At 48.3% G+C, this 17,392-nt stretch carries 14 protein-coding genes; 6 read left to right on the forward strand and 8 right to left on the reverse strand.

The window, feature by feature from the left end:
- Nucleotides 1-28: 28 nt before the first annotated feature.
- The gene (locus EL633_RS34255) at nt 29-799 is read left to right on the forward strand and encodes a 3-hydroxybutyrate dehydrogenase (protein WP_126631694.1); all 771 of its coding nucleotides are present in this window, start codon (nt 29-31) and stop codon (nt 797-799) included.
- Between the two features lie 13 nt (nt 800-812).
- On the opposite strand, the gene EL633_RS34260 is transcribed toward EL633_RS34255, so the two are convergent.
- Nucleotides 813-2,327: an acyl-CoA synthetase gene (locus EL633_RS34260; RefSeq protein ID WP_161982686.1), complete on the reverse strand. Its 1,515-nt coding sequence runs from the start codon at nt 2,325-2,327 to the stop codon at nt 813-815.
- A gap of 196 nt (nt 2,328-2,523) precedes the next feature.
- On the opposite strand from EL633_RS34260, the gene EL633_RS34265 reads away from it, so the two are divergent.
- Together EL633_RS34265 and EL633_RS34270 are read left to right on the forward strand one after the other, a co-directional pair.
- Entirely contained in the window at nt 2,524-3,180 is a 657-nt protein-coding gene (locus tag EL633_RS34265) for a TetR/AcrR family transcriptional regulator (RefSeq protein ID WP_126631696.1), read from the forward strand.
- A 250-nt stretch (nt 3,181-3,430) separates the two neighbouring features.
- Complete coding sequence (locus EL633_RS34270; RefSeq protein WP_126631697.1) at nt 3,431-4,639, forward strand: cytochrome P450; 1,209 nt, start codon at nt 3,431-3,433, stop codon at nt 4,637-4,639.
- Between the two features lie 50 nt (nt 4,640-4,689).
- Here the strand turns inward: EL633_RS34270 and EL633_RS34275 are convergent, their stop codons facing one another.
- Nucleotides 4,690-6,213: an ATP-binding response regulator gene (locus EL633_RS34275; RefSeq protein ID WP_126631698.1), complete on the reverse strand. Its 1,524-nt coding sequence runs from the start codon at nt 6,211-6,213 to the stop codon at nt 4,690-4,692.
- A gap of 469 nt (nt 6,214-6,682) precedes the next feature.
- On the opposite strand from EL633_RS34275, the gene EL633_RS34280 reads away from it, so the two are divergent.
- Nucleotides 6,683-7,666 carry a homoserine kinase gene (locus EL633_RS34280; RefSeq protein ID WP_126631699.1) on the forward strand — a complete coding sequence of 328 codons (984 nt, stop codon included), beginning with the start codon at nt 6,683-6,685 and terminating at the stop codon, nt 7,664-7,666.
- A 47-nt stretch (nt 7,667-7,713) separates the two neighbouring features.
- Nucleotides 7,714-8,454 (forward strand): MerR family transcriptional regulator, encoded by a 741-nt coding sequence (locus EL633_RS34285; RefSeq protein ID WP_126631700.1) that lies wholly within the window; start codon nt 7,714-7,716, stop codon nt 8,452-8,454.
- Nucleotides 8,455-8,508: 54 nt separating this feature from the next.
- On the opposite strand, the gene EL633_RS34290 is transcribed toward EL633_RS34285, so the two are convergent.
- The gene (locus tag EL633_RS34290) at nt 8,509-10,866 is read right to left on the reverse strand and encodes a phosphoketolase family protein (RefSeq protein ID WP_126631701.1); all 2,358 of its coding nucleotides are present in this window, start codon (nt 10,864-10,866) and stop codon (nt 8,509-8,511) included.
- A gap of 266 nt (nt 10,867-11,132) precedes the next feature.
- Here EL633_RS34290 and murB point away from each other — a divergent pair, with 266 nt between their 5' ends.
- Nucleotides 11,133-12,170: a UDP-N-acetylmuramate dehydrogenase gene (murB, locus tag EL633_RS34295; protein WP_126631702.1), complete on the forward strand. Its 1,038-nt coding sequence runs from the start codon at nt 11,133-11,135 to the stop codon at nt 12,168-12,170.
- 86 nt (nt 12,171-12,256) lie between these two features.
- Here murB and EL633_RS34300 read toward each other — a convergent pair whose 3' ends face one another.
- The 5 genes from EL633_RS34300 to EL633_RS34325 all read right to left on the reverse strand — a co-directional run bounded on the left by EL633_RS34300 (nt 12,257) and on the right by EL633_RS34325 (nt 17,326).
- Nucleotides 12,257-12,790, reverse strand: coding sequence for a hypothetical protein (locus EL633_RS34300; RefSeq protein WP_126631703.1), 534 nt, complete (start codon nt 12,788-12,790; stop codon nt 12,257-12,259).
- 297 nt (nt 12,791-13,087) lie between these two features.
- On the reverse strand, nt 13,088-14,263 hold the full coding sequence (locus EL633_RS37160) for a CHRD domain-containing protein (protein WP_161982687.1): 1,176 nt from the start codon (nt 14,261-14,263) through the stop codon (nt 13,088-13,090).
- Between the two features lie 418 nt (nt 14,264-14,681).
- Complete coding sequence (locus tag EL633_RS34315) at nt 14,682-15,971, reverse strand: cation:proton antiporter domain-containing protein (RefSeq protein ID WP_161982688.1); 1,290 nt, start codon at nt 15,969-15,971, stop codon at nt 14,682-14,684.
- Nucleotides 15,972-16,287: 316 nt separating this feature from the next.
- Nucleotides 16,288-16,833 carry a hypothetical protein gene (locus tag EL633_RS34320; RefSeq protein WP_126631707.1) on the reverse strand — a complete coding sequence of 182 codons (546 nt, stop codon included), beginning with the start codon at nt 16,831-16,833 and terminating at the stop codon, nt 16,288-16,290.
- 73 nt (nt 16,834-16,906) lie between these two features.
- A complete protein-coding gene (locus tag EL633_RS34325; protein ID WP_161982689.1) occupies nt 16,907-17,326 on the reverse strand; it encodes a protease inhibitor I42 family protein in 420 nt (139 codons plus the stop codon).
- Between the last annotated feature and the right edge of the window lie 66 nt (nt 17,327-17,392).

The raw sequence follows: 17,392 nt of genomic DNA on the forward strand, positions 1-17,392 counted from the left end.
TTTCATACTAACGCAAAGGAGTTGTGTTATGAGTAGTTTGCATGGAAAAGTCGCGATTGTCACTGGTGCCGCCTCTGGTATTGGTCTGGCCGTGGCCCGGGATCTGGCCGCTCAAGGCGTACGTGTTACCATCTCAGATGTAGACGTTGAACATGGACGGGCCGCCGCCGCCGAACTGTCCGATGCACGTTTCCAGGCGGCAGACATGACAAAGCCAGATGAGGTGCGTACACTGGTATCCAGCACCATTGAAGTGGAAGGACAGGTTGATATTCTGATCAATAATGCAGGTATTCAGTATGTCGCCCCAATTGTTGAATTTCCTGAAGAGAAATGGCGGCAGATTATTGAGATTATGTTAACCGCGCCTTTTCTATTGACGCAAGCTGTATTACCCGACATGTATAAGCGCAACTGGGGTCGTATCATCAACATAGCTTCAGTCCACGCCCTGCTCGCCTCACCTTTTAAATCAGCCTACGTTACAGCCAAGCATGGTATCCTTGGTCTGACGCGTACCACAGCTTTGGAAGTAGCGGAGCATGGCGTAACCTGCAATGCCATCTGCCCATCCTATGTACGGACCCCGCTGGTCGAAAAGCAGATCGCCTCCCAGGCCAAAATCCATGGAATTCCCGAAAGTGAAGTCGTCGAGAAAATCATGGTCACTGAAGGTGCCATCAAGCGTTTGCTCGAGCCTGTCGAGGTAGCACAGTTGGCAACCTATCTGTGTAGTGATGCCGCCAGTGGCATTACCGGCAGTGCCCAAACAATCGACTGCGGCTGGACCGCCCATTAAAGGTCGTGTTGTATCAGGACATATGTTGAAATTCTCTGGCCAGTTCGGCTTTCAGGATCTTTCCCATCATATTGCGCGGCAAGACTTCTGTGAAGTGCACCGCACGGGGAAGCTTATAGCGAGCAAGTTTGTCCGCGCAAAAATCCAGAATTTCTTCAGAACTTAAGCTACCTGGAATACGTGGAACTACTACCGCCAGTCCGACCTCACCCCAACGAGCGTCGGGCTGGGGAATGACCGCGACCTCCAGTACCTTGGGATGGGTAATAATCACGCCCTCAACTTCGGCTGGATAAATGTTCTCGCCACCAGAGATAAACATATCTTTTTTGCGCCCAACGATATAATAAAAGCCCTCAGCATCGCAGCGTGCCTGGTCTCCTGTATGCCACCAGCCAGCGCGATAGGCTTCAGTCGTGGCCTCAGGCTGTTGCCAGTAGCCGGAACAAACATGCGGGCCTGCCAGCACCAGTTCACCGATCTCGCCCGCTGCTACATCTTGATCAAACTCATCAACGATACGAGCATGTGAATGGATGATGGGATGGCCAACCGAGCCAGCTTTACTGAACGCATACTCTGGTGCCAGACTAAAGCAATTCACTCCCACCTCTGTCAGACCATACCCCTGCCGAAATCCCAGTCCACGTTCAGCATAGCCAGCAATCAGCGGCAAAGGACAGGGAGAGCCACCCGCAATAAAGAAGCGCACCGACGAGAAATCAGTGCGACCAAAACTGGCATGTTCCAACATACGCTGAAAAATCGTAGGGACCGCGAAAACAACCGTACAGCGTAGTCTCTCGATGGCAGACAAGATCGTCTGTGGAGCCGAGTCAGGTAGCAGAATGATCGTCCCCCCAAGCTGAAAAAGCGGAGTTGTCAGCACATTGAGTCCACCAGCATGAAAAAAAGGCGCGAAAGTTGGCGCGATATCATTTTCTTGTAGTCCCCAACTGATCTGCGTATTGAGCGCATTCCAGGTGAGCATGCGTTGGGAGAGCACAACGCCTTTCGGTATGCCAGTGGTACCTGATGTATAGAGAATCAAAGCTGGCTCCTCACCATCCTTTGTGCTGAAAGGACGAAGCTGCTGTGCCAGTTGTGCCTGCTCGCCGGGAAAGTGCTGGAAGGCAAGTAGAGAGCGTGTTGGACAGGTATTTTGCAGGTGATCCACCAGTGTTTCGTGGGTAGCATCGTGCAAGAGTAGGACCGGCTGGCAGTCATTGAGGATCATATTCAGTTCATGTACCGTTAGACGCCAGTTGAGTGGTACTAGTATAGCTCCCAACAAGATGCAGGCGAAAAGAGCGTCCAGATATTCGGGGGCATTAAAGGCCAGGACCGCCACGCGCTCTCCCTGCTGAAGATGAAAATTCTGTTGTAGATAGGCAGCCAGCGTGCGGGCACGCAGATTGAGCGAGCGATATGTAACGCTCGTTCCAGTCTTATCATCGATCAGCGCTATTTTCTCAGGACAGAGAAGTTCATGTCGAGTCAGCCACTCGCCGGGAGGAATGAACGTCATGGGCCACCTCCATGTCGAACTACATTGTTCTTTTCTTCTTCTATTGTATCGGAAATAGGCTGAATCTTCTACTGTTTTCCCTAGTGGTATGCGTATATCTAACAGAGGCGCGTCTTTTTTTAGCGTGGTATTGTATAATATGATACATGGTTCATGTATCATATTTGTAATGGTAGTAATCGTTAGAGGATAAAAAATGAGTAAAGGTCATGAAGCTGAAAATCCCCTGATGCCCGTTACCGCACGGGGAGAAGCCACTCGCCGTAAGATACTCGATGCGGCCGAAGAAGTCTTTGGTGAACTGGGCTATTATGAAGCCAGCATCTCAGAAATCACCAGACGTGCAGGCGTAGCCCAGGGAACGTATTATATCTATTTTCATAGTAAGCGCACCATATTTGAAGAACTGGTGAGAGATATCGGCGAGCGCTTACGGGCCGATATGCGGGCTGCAATTGCTGGCGCGGATAATCGTATCGAGATTGAGCGGCGTGGTTTTCAGGCCTTCTTTCAGTTTGTATCCAGCCATCGACGTATCTATAGTATTGTGCAGGAAGCCGAACGGGTGGCGCCAGACGCATTTTATTCCTACTATCATAAGATCAGTCAGGGATATATCCGTGGTCTACAAGAGGCGATGGATGAAGGGAGCATTCGCCAGCTGGATCCTGAAGCTATTGCCTATACGTTGATGGGCATCGGACATTTTATTGCCTTACGCTGGCTAATCTGGCCTCCAGAAAGTGGACAAAAAAAGGAAATTGACGAGTTGCCAGAGAACGTGTTTAACTCGATTATGGAATTTATTACGCATGGCCTGTCTCTTAGTGCTCCTGAGCACAAAGCTCCTTGAAAACTAGCAGTTATTATTCAAGTAAAACGACAAAAAATATAATATAGAAATATTATATTTTGAGCTTTAAATAAAACAAAGAAGATATATGGTACCAGCTAATTTGTAAAATATCTATACCTTAGTATACTGTTGTACAGAAGGCTTACCTGAAGAAGTTAAATGTGAAATAACTCACAGGGAATTTTTATGCCTTTTTTCTCTTTACGCATTTTATGAAAAAGAGGAAAAGGATGAGAAAGGCTAGCTAATGCAACAGCAGCAACAAAAAAAGTATAATTCTAGCAGTAATACCCCTATAAATACGCCCCCAATTGAAGAGACACTACGAGGGTTTGAGTGGTTTACCTATATGCGAGCAAATTCACCGGTTGTTTATGATCAACAGCTCAACATCTGGCATGTTTTTCGCTATGACGATGTCTATCAGGTGATTACTGACCATCATACTTTTTCGTCAGCAGATGTTCCCAATTTCTCACAGAACAACTTTTTGAAAGATACCATCGTCGCTCAAGATCCACCAGATCATCGCAGGTTGCGCCAGCTGACCAATCAGGCATTTACCAGGCGTGCTATTATATCTATGACTGAAAGTATCCGTCAGCTCACGCAGGAGCTATTGGATCAACTGATACCGCTGGGAACAATGGATATTGTCTCAGACCTGGCATTTCCTTTGACCTGTAACTTGATTGCTGCTATGCTCGAGATACCCATACAAGACCGACGGCTCGTTTATCGCTGGGTTAAAGGTGTGGATAGTAATACTCCCTTGCTTTCAAGAGAAGATGTTATCAAGTCCCATAATCGTATGGGGCAGGAACTGTATGATTATATCGCGCATATTCTGGAAAAGCGCCGTCGTGAACCGTGTGAAGGTTTTATTTCTGCTCTGAGTACCGCTATGAGCAATAATGCAGGATTAAGTGATGACGAGTTGCTAAAATTTTGCGTCCTCCTGCTCGTTGCCGGACAGGAGACGGTGCAAAATCTGATCACCAATGCCATCTACTGTTTTACAAAATATCCGCAGTCGCGCGATCATTTGCTCCAACAGCCAGAGCACATGCCAGAAGCAATTGAAGAAATTCTACGTTACCTGCCACCGTTCTGGGTGACTGTTCGTCGCACTACTGTGGATGCCGTTGTAGGTGGCAAATCTATACCTGCTAACATGATTATTAATGCATGGAATGCGTCGGCCAATCATGATGGGCAATACTTTGCTGATCCAGAGCACTTTGATATTCGACGTGATGCTAAACGCCATCTGAGTTTTGGTCATGGCATCCACTTTTGCCTCGGTGCGCCTCTTGCCCGTATGGAAGCGAATATTATTCTCCCAATGTTATGCAAACAACTCAAGAACTTCCGGCGCATCCCGGATAGATCGCCTGATATAACCGCCGGTCCTCTGCACCAGATCCTCTCATTACCGATTATGTTTGAAGCATAAATAGTAATGTAGACTCATTTTTTGCAGAAGAACCTGTTCGTACAGCGAGATTAATGCTGAGCTGTGGGAAGAGGTAAGGTGAACCAGAAGGTAGAACCTTCGCCAGGTTGGCTGCTTGCGCCGACAGTGCCGTGATGCAGACTAATTAATGTCTGGCAAATATAGAGCCCCAGGCCCAGTCCTGCATTGGAGCCAACTTGTGTCACCTGATAGAAGCGCTCCCAGATGTGTGCAAGATCTTCTCTTTGTAGTCCTTGACCATGATCCTTGACCCAGATACACACACGGTCAGCTTCCCGGGTGAGACCCACGATGATTGGCTCAGTTGGATCTGAGTATTTCAAGGCATTGGTCATATAGTTTTGTAGTACCTGACCGATACGAATATGGTCGATCATGACTGGAATGCTGGAGTTGATGGGTAGATGTAGCTGGATGGTACGCTGTGGAACAAGGGCCCGCTGATCCTCAGAGGTTTCTCGTATTAATCTGATGATATCATACAACTGGCAATCGAGTTCGATTTTCTGGTTTTGAATACGAGAGACATCCAGAAGATCCTGTACCAGACGATTCTGAATATCAAGCTGGCGAGTCGCGCGCTGGAGCAGTCCAGCCGTTTCTGCCAACGATTGGACCGTTTCGGCGGAAAATGCCTTTTCGTTATGCTGCAATTTTTGCAATCGGCGTTGTATGAGTTGGAGATTGGCTTTGGCCGCGGTTAACGGCGTGCGCAACTCGTGACTGATCATACTGATAAAGGTATCTTTACGCTGCTCAAGTTCCTTCTTGTCAGTAATATCGCGGGTCACACCCAGAACAGAGACGATATCACCATGGGAATTCAACTCAGGGACCAGGTGTGACTCGTAATAGCGTAGCCCAGAGGTCGACTGAAACGTATATTCAATGACTCTCTCACTTTTGGATGTAAAGGTTTCGGCCAGAATCTGGTCCCAGAACGCAACATTCTCTTCGGGCATGTGTAAATCACGATTCGTTTTACCAATCACCTCTTCAAAAGAGAGGTTGGTAGCCTGGAGCATAGCGGGATTGACATAGATATGGCGTAAATCAGGATCAAAACGCGCAATAATATCGGGCGCGTTTTCCGCCACCATACGAAACGCCTGATGTTGTCGTGCGACCTCAAGCCGCTGCTCTTCCACATTTTTTTGCAGTATAGCCGTACGAATCGCATTTGCCACAGCCGAACGTAAATGTTCGGGCGATGTCTTGCCCTTCACCAGGTAATCTTGCGCGCCTGTCTTCATCGCCTGGACCGCAATTTCTTCATTGCTGCTCCCGGTCAAAAAAATGACGGCTGGCATATGAGAAAGCGGTCGAGCATGTAAAGCCTGCAAAAACATCACGCCATCCATATCGGGAAGGCGATGATCGAGTAGAATGCAATCCAGTTGTTGTTCCTGGCAAATTGATAAACCTTGTTCACCATTCGCAGCTTCATAAATCTGATAGCGGGCATCAGGATCACGAATAAGATAATGACGAAAGAGCTGGCGATCTGATGAGGTATCATCAACAATCAGCACACGCCATACTTGCTCGGACATAGAACTCCTCCAGAGGAATACACAGGTGCGATAGGTGGAAACAAAACTGGTCTCTTTTTATTCTCTTCTGTAGTATAGTCATATTTTTGAATAGAGTAGCTAATGGATAGAACTATAGTTTTTTCGAGTTAAGAGTGTGTGTCTCTATGTAGCTATCGCACGATTATAGTTCTTTATTTGACGTTTGGCTGACCTGCTACGGATAAAGTATCATCCTTTTAGTCAACGGTTCAGCTAACAAAATGTATACAGATGACGGAAGGGAAAATGTTCCTTTTTGGCGCCTGCGACGCCGGGTTGGGGGTGTGGAGTGTGGTGCGCGGCCGCAGCCGCGCACCACACTCCACACCTGAAATAATGTACATCTGATCGCTTGCGAGTGATCTCCGGGCGAATATGAAAAAGCTCTGGAAGGGAAGCAGGCAGGAAATGTTTGAAGCCCTGCTTTAGATCTGGTAGAATGGCTGCTATGACAGTAAAAACAGAGTTCTCGCCGCACGAATTGATAGAAATTCTTGCGAACTATCAATTAGGAGCGCTTGAAGATTTTAAGCCGATTTCGTCTGGGACGGTACAGACAAATTTCTTGCTACAGACGACACATGGAACGTTTGTGTTCAGGTATTATGAAAATCGTTCCATGGGCTCGGTTCTCTTTGAGAGCGAGCTTATGTGTTATTTGCAAGACAAAAAATATCCCTGTCCCGCCCTCTTGAAAAATAAGTCAGGTGAAGCGGTAGGTATATATAACGAGAAGCCCTATAGTATCTTTGAATTTGCTGAAGGCCAGCATCTGGAAAATCCTGATGAGTTTCAGCAAAAGCAACTGATACGAGAAGTCGCGCACCTACAAATTATTACCAGGGATTATAAGCCACGCCATACAGATGATAGATTAAACTACGATGTTGACCATTGCCGAGCATTAGCGCAAGTTACAGCTACCAGGATCGGCACCCTAAATGCGCAGGCAAAGCTAGCCTGGTTTGAATATGAACTAGCACAGCTTCAACTGCCAGCCTCTTTGCCAAAGGGCATCTGTCATGGCGATTTTCATTTCTCGAATATTCTGTTTAAAGACGGCAAATTCAACGCATTGATCGATTTTGATGATGCAAATTACACGTTTCTGGCCTACGATCTTGTAAACCTGATGAACCCTTTTATCACGACCTTCGAGTGGCATAGCTGGTTCAATTTTAAGCCGGATGCTCATATCCTTGATTTTAGTGCGGCACGAAAAACAGTCGTAGAGTATAACCGCTATCGACCATTGGATGAGAATGAAAAGAAATATTTGTTCGATGTCTATAAATTAAGTATCCTATTCGATTGTATCTGGTATTTTGAGCGTGGAGATGTCAAAGATTTTTACGAGAAACGCAAAATCGCAGCACTGAATCTTGCGGGTCGAGATGCCTTTTACACAGAAATTTTTGGTCATAGTAGCTAAAAAAGTAGTAATTGCGGGAAGCCTCTACTCATAGCAGAGGATGTTATATGGCAAACCATGACTATTTGCGTACAATCGATCTGGCCCGAGCCGGACAAATAAGTGTTCAGCAGGTTCGCAACTATGAAGCTGCTGGCTTTATACCACCGGCAGAGCGTAGTTCAGGGGGATATCGTCTGTATACGCAGCGGCATCTGCTGGCGCTCAAGACCGCCAGAAAACTGATTGGTGGCTATGGTTGGCCAGGGACACGCGCAATTATGCAGGCACTGCATCAGAATAAGCTTGCGGCGGCGCTGGCCCTGATTGATGAGCGCCATGCTGAACTTGCTCATAAACGTTCGCAGGTTGAGCAAACTTTGACCGCTCTGAGCATGTTGGCGGCACAATCCTCTTCATCAGGCGATGCAGGCCATACGCACGTACGTCATACACAACTATTGCGCGTGGGAGATGCCGCCAGGGAAGTGGGTGTGCGCGTCTCGGCCTTACATTTCTGGGAGCAGCAGGGCTTATTGCATCCACTGCGCGATAAGAGCAGCCACTATCGTCTCTATGATGAGCAGCAGATGCGACGGTTGCGTCTGGTTGTTCTACTCAGAGAAGCAGGTTATAACTTTGATATTATTGTGCCTGTGTTAGAAGAATTGGCGGCAGGACGGCCTGAAAAAGCCATCGCGGCAGTTGAGAAGCGGCGTGAAGAACTGGCGCGAACCAGCTGGGCGTGTCTTGAAGCAATTGCCTTGTTTCAGCAGTATGTGCGCGATTTTTATCCGCAACTGCTCTGAGCACTATTGAAAATGGGAGCTACCTTGTCACGAAAGTAGCTCCCATACGTCTTTTTAGTTGGTCCATGTCCAATCGCGGACTTCTGGTAGGTCTTCGAGATTGGCCTGGATATAGCTTTTGTGGCGGGTCAGGATATCATTGCATTCCGCGATCAGTGGGGCGGTCAAACCTCGTACGCGGGTCGCGCGGCGCATAGCTTCGATACAGAGTTGATAGCGGCTCATGCCGTTGAGGACAACCATATCAAATGGAGTGGTGGTTGTCCCTTCTTCGTTAAAGCCACGCACATGGAAACGCTCCGCATTAGGACGTCCATGCACTACTTCGTGGATGGCCCTTGGATAGCCATGGAACGCAAAGACTACCGGCTTATCGTGTGTGAAGTGGTTAATGAACGTTGCTTCATCCAGTCCATGGGGATGTAACAGGGATGGATAGAGCGTCATCAGGTCCACCACATTTACCACACGTACCTTCAGTTCCGGAATATGTTTGCGTAGCCACCAGGCCGCCGCGATTGTTTCCAGCGTTGGAATATCTCCGGCACAGGCCATGACCACATCTGGCTCGACGAATTCATCATTGCTGGCCCATTGCCAGGTAGAGAGGCCACGCGTACAATGATCGATGGCATCCTCTTTATTGAGCCATTGCAACTGAGGCTGCTTATCAATCACGATCAGATTCACATAGTCGTGGCTACGCAGACAATGGTCGGCGACCGATAGCAGGCAGTTGGCATCTGGCGGCAGATAGATGCGTGAGACGGTGCCTTTTTTCGAGAGCATTGTATCAATCAAGCCTGGTCCTTGATGACTGAAGCCATTATGATCATTGCGCCAGCAGGTAGAGGTGAGCAGAATATTGAGCGAGGCAACCGGTTTACGCCAGGGAAGTTTGATGCTCTCTTCCAACCACTTGGCATGTTGGATACTCATGGATGCAGAGACCATGGCGAATGCTTCGTAGGAAGCGAACAGGCCATGGCGACCGGTGAGAAGATAGCCCTCAAGCCATCCCTGGCAAAGATGTTCGCTCAGTACTTCCATCACACGGCCGTCAGGAGAGACATGATCATCGATTGAAATGACAGGTTCTACCGAACAGCGATTTTCAACTTCAAAGACATTACCAAGGCGATTGGAATTGGTCTCATCTGGACAGAAGAGGCGGAAATTGTGTTCTGCGGCATTGCGCGTGAAAATGTCACGCAGCATTTTTCCTAATTGGCGTGTGGACTCATGCAATTCCGTCGCAGGTTTTTGGACATCAATGGCGTAATCTGTAAAGGCTGGAAGATCCAACTCGGTCAATATTGTGCCACCATTGGCATGTGGATTAGCGCCCATGCGCCGATCACCCTTAGGGGCCAGCGCGGCAAGTTCAGGAACCAGACTACCCTCGGCGTCAAATAGTTCTTCCGGATGATAGCTGCGCAGCCAGTTTTCAAAGATGCGCATATGTTCAGGATTGCTTCTTACACTGGCGACCGGAACCTGGTGAGAACGGAACGTTCCCTCAATTGGTATGCCATCAACCTCTTTAGGACCTGTCCAGCCCTTTGGTGTACGCAGGACAATGGCGGGCCACTCGGGTTGGCGGGTGAAACCATGGGTACGGGCCTCTTCCTGATAGGAACGGATTTTAGCGTAACACAGATCCAGTGTTGTCGCCAGATCCTGGTGCACCTGCATAGGATCATCGCCCTCGACGAAGTGGACATCATAACCATGTCCTGAGAGCAACTTTTCGATGCTCTCATCGCTAGAACGTCCGAGTACGGTTGGTCCTGAAATCTTATAGCCATTCAAGTGCAGAATAGGCAGGACCGCGCCATCACGTTGTGGATTCAGGAATTGCGTACTTTTCCAGGCACCTTCCAGTGGTGCAGTCTCTGCTTCGCCATCGCCAACGACTGCGGCGACAATCAGATCTGGATTATCAAAGGCCGCCCCAAAGGCATGTGAGAGCACATAGCCTAACTCGCCACCTTCATGGATAGAGCCAGGGGTAGGGACGCTGACATGACTGGGGACACCACCAGGTGTAGAGAACTGACGGAATAGCCGCTGTATCCCCACGGCATCCGGCGTTATTTTTGGATAAATCTCCGAGTAGGTACCTTCCAGATACACATTCGCTAGCAGAGCCGGACCGCCATGTCCAGGTCCTGCGAGATAAATGATATTGGCATCATACTCTTGGATAAGACGATTTAAATGAACATATATAAGACTAAGTCCCGGCGATGTTCCCCAATGTCCGAGGAGCCGAGGCTTGATATGTTCTGGTTGTAATGGTTCTTTGAGAAGAGGGTTATGCTGTAGATAGATCTGACCGACCGTCAAATAGTTCGCCGCGTTCCAATACTTATGCATTAATGCGAGACGTCCCTGATCAGCGTAAACCATGTATACCTCCATATATGCTGTCGCTTCATGTACCTGTCCTGAGTATATGGGGAGGCGCTCACAATCTACTTACGCTTGTTGTGTTTGTTATCACAAAGCGGTCACAGCAGAGATAGCAAGAAGAGCAGTACGCTCGGGTTCGTGATTGTTCTGTGATGGTTGCGGTTCATTTGTGTATATTTTGTGATGTTGTTCCTTTAAACTATAGAGAAATAATCATGCTGAACATATTCAGGTTTCCTGAGGTGTAGAAAGGAATCATCGTTATGGTATTCGATGCTGGTCGTGCCTATGAATTACTTGCTCCCCATTTTCAGGCGCGCGTTCAGCGGCGGGAGCCGCTTACGCTGCATAGCTCCTTTGGGGTTGGGGGTGAGGCCGATCTTTGGATTACCGTTGAGAACCAGAAAGAACTGGTGAACCTGATCAGTTTGTGTTCGCAGGAACGCTGGCCCTTGCTGGCCGTTGGTGCTGGCACAAATATCTTATATGCAGATGCCGGTGTCCGGGGTATTGTTGCTCAGGTACGTCTCCAGGATTATCAGATTGAGGCGCAGGCCGATGGATCCGCCATTGTTACCGCGGAAGCAGGCGTACGCTGGAATGACCTGCTGCAGAAACTTGTGCCACTTGGTTGGGGGGGTATGGAATTTGGGGCTGGTATTCCTGGTACGCTTGGCGCTGGCGTCATCAGTAATGCGGGCGCACACAATCAGGACCTGGGACAGGCTCTGTTATGGATTGATGTGCTGGATGCTCGTGGTTGTAATATCGCTGAAGAGGGTGAGTATGCCCAACCATTATTTCGGCGCTATGAACATGATGAGCTGGAACTTGGTTACCGTCATAGCCGTTTCCGTGAAAAGCCGATGACGCAGATCGATCAAAGTGGTCGCCTGGTTCTCGCTCCTAGCCAACTCATTACTCCGGCCGAGCTGATCGTGACGCTGGCCCTCCATCTGCATCCACAACATCCTACCGCCCTAACCGCGCTGATTGACACCAATCTGCAAAAGCGCAGACAGATCGAACCATCTCACCAGCAGCTTGGTTCAATCTTTAAAGATCCCGCTAACACAACGGCGCGGGCCCTGATCGCTAAAGCTGGCCTGGGTGGAAAAACAAAAGGCAAAGCGCAGATTTCAGCGCAGAACGCGAACTATATTCTGAATCTAGGGGGCGCTAGTGCGCAGGATATTGCTGACCTTATTATCGATGCGTACCAGCGCGTTCTGGAACAATCTGGAGTGGCGCTCGCATTAAATATAGAACTCCTTGGTGAGTGGTCCTATCCACATGCATAATACAGCACATGTACAGTCGAGGTAAGCAAGAGGAGGAGGCATAGAGATAGATGCTATGCTTTATACCGCCTCCTCAGGTAGTTTATTTAGACGGTTGCTGCAGAGCTGGCTGCTGCCGCATCGTTTCTTTCGACGATGATGTTGTAGAGACCGAGAGCCACGAGTAAAGAGAGGTTGGGTAGGTCAGCGGCTTGTGGATGGATGGTAACTGTCGTTTTACGTGAGAAGCTGCCGGTGGAGAAGTGGATATAGGGATTGGTACCAGTGGAGTCTGTCCAGGCTTTCTCGTTGCCCCAGAAATTGATACCTTTCCATGTGAATGCATAGCCATCCGGAAATGTGAGCGTGCCGCTGGTGCCTGTCCATTTGCGTTGGTAGGTAGCAAGGAGAGGACCCTGCTCACTGGCTTGAACATTTATTTTTCTGCCAGACCAGCCTTCTCTCTCTATAAAAAGAGTTCCTTCTGGTACAACAATGTGTGCCTTTGATTTCCAGCCACTCATGTCTAATGTTGCCAGGGTGGTATTGTCCGGCGCTACGAGAGAGTAACGAGACTTGAATGTCGCGGTGGGCATCCAGACCAATGGTTGTCCAACCAGGTAACTGAGAGAGGATGTCATCTGTCTTATACTCCTTTGCTGAAAAAGTAGTGCTACTTTTTTCTAATAGCTTCATTCCTATAGTACTAATCAAGATATATTCATATCTATATATTTGATATCTTATTTTAGTGATTTAGTAGCCGGCGATGAATGATCTTTAAATATATACGTGTAATGCTATTGGAGTGTTGCATAGAGATTGCTTGACCTTTGTGGTATGGGTGGGAATGCATTGAGGGGAAGTGGGAGAAATTAGTAGTCGCTAGCGAGAAAGTAACTTCTCGCTAGCGACTTGATTGAATCGGGTGGCTGATGTTACGGGGTGGTTGATTGGTTCTGGTTTATGCGTACATTACCACACATGATGGGATTGTACTGAGCTTGATCGTTCAGATTTGTGCCGTAATGTACCTGTGCCGCCAGATCATTTTCTGGGATTGAGGTGACATTTTTAAACGTTTTGGTCAGGCTGGCCGTGCCCTGGGAGGTCGCGGTCAGGGTACCAAGGTCGTAGACAACATTACCAATATTCTTACAGGTACCTGAATGCAGATGAGCATCATGGGTGGAATTTGGAGCCAATCCACGCACATTCATCTCCACTGTTAGTGTGCCGTCACTCAGGCTTAGCTGGGCTGTGCCGCTGGCACGCTCGTTGGGATTGTCGGTTGGACCCATATCGGCTGAAAACATGGTGCCGCTACCGGCAGTAGCCGTAGATGTGGCGGTCGCTGTTTCGGTGGCCGTGCTGACTGCTGTAGCGGTACCAGTGTTGGTCACTGTGGCGGTACCGGTGTTGGTCGCCGTGGCGGTAGCAGCAGCAGGAGTGTATGGTTTGATAGCGCCACAAGCAATCGCTACTTTTTCCTCAGCCGTCTGGAGTCCTGGACCATTGTAGACAGTGACGCGCATGTTGGGGGCAGATGGCGCAGCGCTTACGTTATAGATGGTGGCGCTATTCTTGAGATGTCCCGTGGAGTCAACAGTCAAGGTCGTTGAATACTGATTCGGCGTTGACGTACTTGTTGACGATACGTGTGCCGTGGTCCCCGATACGGTAGCCTTTTCAGTTGGTGTCGCCCCTGTGGCCGTGGCCGTGCCCCCGCCAACCCCTGCGGTGCGGCAGCTTGCCTGCTCAATTTTTACAGGATGCGTACTGTTTGGTTTGAAACCGCTCATACTGGGATTCAAGGTCAGGGTCTTGTCATTCGCATTGTATGTCATGCGAATAACCCCGTTTGGCGTATGCTGCATAACTGCTTGTGCCGTAACTGTTGTCGTCGCAGTACCAGTACCCGTCGCGGTCCCAGTCGCAGATGTAGTCTCTGTAGCTACAGGTGTCGTCGGCGGATCTGGAAGCCGTGCAGCGGTGGCTCCTCTGGCATAGACACCAAATGACACAAATGCTGTCGTAAGGATGAGCATACAAAAAGTCAGAATGATGAACATACTGCGAATGAGTGTGCTCTTTAACCGGGCTTGTTTCAACACATTATTCCTCCTCTGGTGATAAAGGTGTTCGCCATGCTTGTGCAGGCCCTATATTACGATTATGGAAGAGCAGGGGATGAATAAGCATCAGAATTACTGCTCACCTTCTAAATGACGATCATGTTATATTATGCCAGCATTGTTTATAAAACTGCAATATCAGCAATATGCTCGGCAAGCATCAGGCATTTCGAGATAATGGACACACCGATCAGACGATCTCGTTCTGTCTACACCACTTTTCCACAAGAATAGAGGATAAGAGCCATCGCATCATAAGGATGTTTTTCCGCCTCTTACCATCAGGTTTTTGCAAGTCTCTGCATTTAAAAGGACAGAGTAGATGGGCGTAAGCGCGCTTCTCAACGGCATTTACGCCCATCTACTCTGTCCAGAATCCTCGACCCCGCAGAATTTTCTATTGAATGTTTTGTTTTGAAAAGCTGGATTGTCCTTCAGCTTGCAGAGGTTGTTCAGGCTGAGATGGGCTGTTGTCCTGCTGGCTGTTCTGACGATAGCCAAAGAGTGATAATAAGGGAGAGGCCATCATCGTGGTTACAATAGCCATTAAGACAAGCATGGCAAACAGCGTGGGCGACAGTACCTTGAGGTCGAGGCCAATATTGAGTACAATCAATTCGACGAGCCCACGCGTATTCATCAAGATACCAAGGATCGCGGAATCTTTCCAGCTATCGCCCATGCTACGGACAGAAAGGGAGCCACCAAGGAATTTTCCTGCGCAGGCAACCAGAAAGATCAAGAGACAGATGAGCCAGGGGCCAGGTCCACTAATCAAGCTTATCTGGGTGCGCAGGCCACTGGAAACAAAGAAAAGTGGTAAGAAAAGAACAGTGTTGACGCGATCAAGACTTGTTACCTGTTCTGTAAAGATCGTTCGACGTGGAAGAATGATACCCATCAGAAAACCGCCAAAGACTGGATGAATACCAATTGTATTTGTGGTATAGGCCGACGCGATCAGGAGAATGAAACTGCCTGCGATTAACACCTGTTCTGACCTGATGTGTTGTGCAGCATAGCGTAATAACGGGCGCACAACTACGAGCATGATCATGATAAAGATGATAGAAAGACCCACCGTTACTGCCACCGCAGCCAGGCCTGTGGCTTGAATAATAGCGATCATCAGTGCAAGCAAGCACCAGGCCGCCACATCCCCTACCGCAGCGCAAGTCAGAGCAAGTATGCCAACCTTTGTGGTAAGCATATGTCTTTCGGCTAGCAGACGTGCAAGGACAGGAAAAGCCGTAATCGCCATAGCAGTGCCGACCATCAACATAAATGAAATGAGATTAGCGCTCGCGCCGGCCAGGCCGGTTGGATAAAGGAAAAAAGCCAATATCGCACCCATTAGCAGAGGAAGAAGAATACCATTGAGAGAAGTAATAATTGCCTTACGGCCCTGACTCAGCATTAGCTGTGTGTCCAGTCGTGCGCCCAGAGAGAACATATAGAGCACCAGACCGATATCCCCCAATGTCTGCAAAGTTGGCATCACACTGGCAGGAAACAACAACGCTTGTACATCTGGAAACAATGCTCCTAATAATGAAGGTCCAAGGGCGAGTCCGGCAAGTATTTCGCCTATCACCCATTGCTGACCAATAAATCTACTCATATATCCAAATAATTGAACCACGATCAAAATCACAATAAGCAAGAGCAAGATCTGACCAGTGAGCATTAGCGCCTCCATATTATTGTCCCGGTATCAGTTGTGATGGTTACTGTTTATCGTTCCAAAGAGATGTGGAATGGTTGGCATAAAAGGTGAAGCTGATCTTATATACTAAACTCTGGATTAGCTTATTTCTATCTATGAATTATTTGCCGTAAGGTAGTTAACGCCATGTCCAAGTTTTATCCCTTACACCTCGCGCCTACGGCTCTCGCTTGTTTTGAGGAGGAAAATGGCGAGGCGGTCGCGACCGCCTCGCCATTTTCCTCCTCAAAAGAGTGGGCATGTGGAAAACGTGCACATGGTGTTAGTTAGAAAGATGTCAGATACTGATTGGCTGTGGCTGTTGCAGGTCTATTTTTTTGCGTTTCTTCCAGCCATAGATGATACAAACCAGCGATAGGCCAAAGCAGGTCGCACTCATCCAGAAGAAGATCTGTTTAAGACCAGCTAATGGAAAACTTGTTGCGCTCAAAGCGGCTATGCCGAGTACGAGATAGAGGAAAAGTTGTGTCCAATCACTGAGGCGCTGTCCTTGCACTAATTTTTCTGTTTGAAAATGCATCCAGGAGGAAGCTAATCTGGGATTTGCATCCTCTATCAACATTTTCTGGTAGAGCTTTAAATTAGCCATGATGATCTCATGGTGAGCACTCAAAGCACCCGTAAAGAAAGCAAGGAAACCCACACTAATATCAAGGTAATTAAAGGCGGGTTGTGCCAGAGATGTCGCAATCAAGGTACTGGATACAGTCACGAAACCAAAGAGTATCTGAGTTCGTAATTGCAGCCTGGTAGCGATCTCCCGCCCGATATCTCGATAGATATCATTGCTGGCAATAGCTGGCCTGCTTTCTTCAGATGGCATGAAGTGCTCCCCATTTCGCTATAGTTTCAGGTTGGAATGCATGTTTTGTTTGCGCGGAAGGTGAGCACTATGACTATGGCCTGCCTTTCACACGAATCGTGACCATAAACTGAGCTGCGACGGCTGGTTTTACTTTTTCCCAGGGGCGTCGATAGATCAGTTTTAATTGAACCTTGCCAGGGACCATAGCTTGAAAGGTAAACTCCATGATGCCAGGAACACCAACCATAGGTGGGTGATTTGGTTGGGGAGTTGGAGCAATGTAATGTTTGCTTTGTAGAGGGAGAACAAAATTTGCGGGCGTGGTAACAGTCCAGGAATAACCTGTACTGGCATTCGCGGGGAGGTGAAGGATGACCAGCGTATTTTGATAGACTATTTTGGTCTTCCCATTATCTGCTTCCGTTAGAAGTAGCGTGGGATTCGACGTACGAAACGCACAAAGAAAGACAAATAAGCAGCCCAGAAAGATCGAGATGAGTAATTTTCGCATGAGGGGCCATCGTTGTTTGTTCCATTGGAACTCTTTTATGCTTTGCATACTATTGTTTTGCGCAAC

The organism is Dictyobacter alpinus (genome assembly GCF_003967575.1).
Classification (GTDB): domain Bacteria; phylum Chloroflexota; class Ktedonobacteria; order Ktedonobacterales; family Ktedonobacteraceae; genus Dictyobacter; species Dictyobacter alpinus.

Coding starts and splice junctions, on each gene's coding strand:
- EL633_RS34255 (WP_126631694.1), top strand. CDS start 29: ATGAGTAGTTTGCATGGAAAAGTCGCGATTGTCACTGGTGCCGCCTCT.
- EL633_RS34260 (WP_161982686.1), bottom strand. CDS start 2,327: ATGACGTTCATTCCTCCCGGCGAGTGGCTGACTCGACATGAACTTCTC.
- EL633_RS34265 (WP_126631696.1), top strand. CDS start 2,524: ATGAGTAAAGGTCATGAAGCTGAAAATCCCCTGATGCCCGTTACCGCA.
- EL633_RS34270 (WP_126631697.1), top strand. CDS start 3,431: ATGCAACAGCAGCAACAAAAAAAGTATAATTCTAGCAGTAATACCCCT.
- EL633_RS34275 (WP_126631698.1), bottom strand. CDS start 6,213: ATGTCCGAGCAAGTATGGCGTGTGCTGATTGTTGATGATACCTCATCA.
- EL633_RS34280 (WP_126631699.1), top strand. CDS start 6,683: ATGACAGTAAAAACAGAGTTCTCGCCGCACGAATTGATAGAAATTCTT.
- EL633_RS34285 (WP_126631700.1), top strand. CDS start 7,714: ATGGCAAACCATGACTATTTGCGTACAATCGATCTGGCCCGAGCCGGA.
- EL633_RS34290 (WP_126631701.1), bottom strand. CDS start 10,866: ATGGTTTACGCTGATCAGGGACGTCTCGCATTAATGCATAAGTATTGG.
- murB (WP_126631702.1), top strand. CDS start 11,133: ATGGTATTCGATGCTGGTCGTGCCTATGAATTACTTGCTCCCCATTTT.
- EL633_RS34300 (WP_126631703.1), bottom strand. CDS start 12,790: ATGACATCCTCTCTCAGTTACCTGGTTGGACAACCATTGGTCTGGATG.
- EL633_RS34315 (WP_161982688.1), bottom strand. CDS start 15,971: ATGCTCACTGGTCAGATCTTGCTCTTGCTTATTGTGATTTTGATCGTG.
- EL633_RS34320 (WP_126631707.1), bottom strand. CDS start 16,833: ATGCCATCTGAAGAAAGCAGGCCAGCTATTGCCAGCAATGATATCTAT.
- EL633_RS34325 (WP_161982689.1), bottom strand. CDS start 17,326: ATGCGAAAATTACTCATCTCGATCTTTCTGGGCTGCTTATTTGTCTTT.